At 63.4% G+C, this 1,912-nt stretch carries 2 protein-coding genes and 1 pseudogene; all 3 read left to right on the top strand.

The window, feature by feature from the left end; genetic code table 11:
- Positions 1 to 184, top strand: a pseudogene (locus L9Z73_RS29920) (flagellar basal-body MS-ring/collar protein FliF); the annotation flags it as partial.
- Entirely contained in the window at positions 177 to 1,175 is a 999-nt protein-coding gene (gene fliG, locus L9Z73_RS29915; protein ID WP_247408537.1) for a flagellar motor switch protein FliG, read from the top strand. The pseudogene L9Z73_RS29920 and the gene fliG, both read left to right, overlap by 8 nt.
- A complete protein-coding gene (locus L9Z73_RS29910; protein ID WP_247408535.1) occupies positions 1,168 to 1,842 on the top strand; it encodes a flagellar assembly protein FliH in 675 nt (224 codons plus the stop codon). The genes fliG and L9Z73_RS29910 overlap by 8 nt, the downstream gene beginning before the upstream one ends.
- Positions 1,843 to 1,912: the final 70 nt, after the last annotated feature.

The raw sequence follows: 1,912 nt of genomic DNA, 5'->3' as shown, positions 1-1,912 counted from the left end.
CGCGCTGGTGCCGGCCAGCACCGGCACCAGCGTGGTGGTCGCCGGCCAGGACAACACGCCGCACACCCTGCCGCGCAAGTCGGCGGTGTACGAGCAGAACATGCAGAGCCTGCAACAGATTGCCGCCGAAGACCCGCGGCTGGTCGCCATGATCGTGCGCGGATGGATGAAGAAAAATGACTAGCAAAATGAACGGCTCGCGCCGCAGTGCGATTTTGCTGCTGTCGCTGGATGCCGACAGCGCGGCGGAAGTGTTCAAGTTCCTGCCCAGCGGCGATGTGGAAGCCATCAGCATGGAAATGGCGCGCCTGAGCCAGGTCTCCCATGAAGAAATGCGCCAGGTGCTCGAAGAATTCATGGACGAGACCGACCAATACGCGGCCATCAATATCCAGACCAGCGACCATATTCGTGCGGTGCTGACCAAGGCCCTGGGCAGCGAGCGTGCCGCCAGCCTGATCGACGACATCCTTGAAAGCACCAACACCGGCTCCGGCATCGACAAGCTGAACCTGATGGAAGCGTCGATGGTGGCCGAAATGATCCGCGACGAACACCCGCAAATCATCGCGACCATCCTGGTACACCTGGAGCGCCACCAGGCCTCCGACATCCTGCAATTGCTGCCCGACCGCCTGCGCAACGACATCATCCTGCGTATCGCCACCTTCAGTGGCGTGCAGCCGGTGGCATTGCAGGAACTGACCGAAGTACTCGGCGTGATGCTCGACGGCCAGAGCCTCAAGCGCAGCAAAATGGGCGGCGTGAGGACGGCGGCGGAGATCCTCAACCTGATGAGTTCCACCCACGAGGAACTGGCCATCAGCACGGTGCGCGAGCACAGCGAAGACCTGGCGCAGAAGATCCTCGACGAGATGTTCCTGTTCGAAAACCTTATCGACGTCGACGACCGGGGCATCCAGACCCTGCTGCAACAGGTGGAGCACAACTCTTTGGCGATCGCGCTCAAAGGCTCGCCGCCGGCGTTGCTCGAGCGCTTCCTGCAGAACATGTCCCAGCGTGCCGGGCAGTTGTTCCGCGAAGACATGGAAGCGCGCGGCCCTATCCGTATGTCGCAGATCGAAACCGAACAGAAGACCATCCTCGCGGTGGTGCGGCGCTTGTCCGACAGCGGCGAAATCGTGACCGCACGCGGTAATGACACTTATGTCTGATTGGCAGCCCTGGCAGATGGACCCATTGGGCAGCCCTGCCTCGCCCGGCGATGACCCGCAGAGCAGCCACCGCGAGCGCGTGCGCAAGCAAGCCTTCCAGCGCAAGCTGGAGATGCAGGTGCTGCGTGAAAAGACCCTCGCCGAAGCCCAGCAGGTCGGCCATGCCCAGGGCGTGGAGCAGGGCTATGCGCAGGGTTTGAATGAAGGGCGCCAGGCCGCCGCAGTGGAGTTGCAGCAGCAGGTGAAGCAGACGTTGCAACCGCTGCTGGAGCTGTGCCGTCACTTCGACGAGGCGCTCAAGGCGATGGATACGCACATTGCCCACCAGTTGGTGCGCATTGCGCTGGAGGCCGCCCGCCAATTGGCCGGCGATGCGCTGGCAGCCCAACCGGAGCAGGTGCTGGTGTTGGTTAAAAGCCTGCTCGACAGTGACCTGGAACTCACCGGCAAACCCAAGCTGTGGCTCAACCCGCAGGATCTGCAGCGCGTCCAGGACAGCCTCGGCGAACAGCTCGACGTGGCGGGGTGGGCCTTGCATGCCGACACCTCGATGCTGCCCGGCGGTTGCCGTGTGGTCAGCGCCGGCGGTGAGCTGGATGCCACGCGGCCTTCGCGGTTGGGCCTGCTCAATCGTAGCGTCGAGCGCACCCTGGATGAACAGCCATGAACGCGCACCTCGCGCGCTGGAGCCAGGTCCTGGCGACGGTGCAGGGCAAACCCTTGCAGGTCGCGCCATA

This window comes from Pseudomonas emilianonis (assembly GCF_023072625.1).
GTDB lineage: Bacteria > Pseudomonadota > Gammaproteobacteria > Pseudomonadales > Pseudomonadaceae > Aquipseudomonas > Aquipseudomonas paraveronii.
The sequence above is the reverse complement of the archived record's forward strand: the minus strand, read 5'-3'. Positions and strand labels throughout refer to the sequence as shown.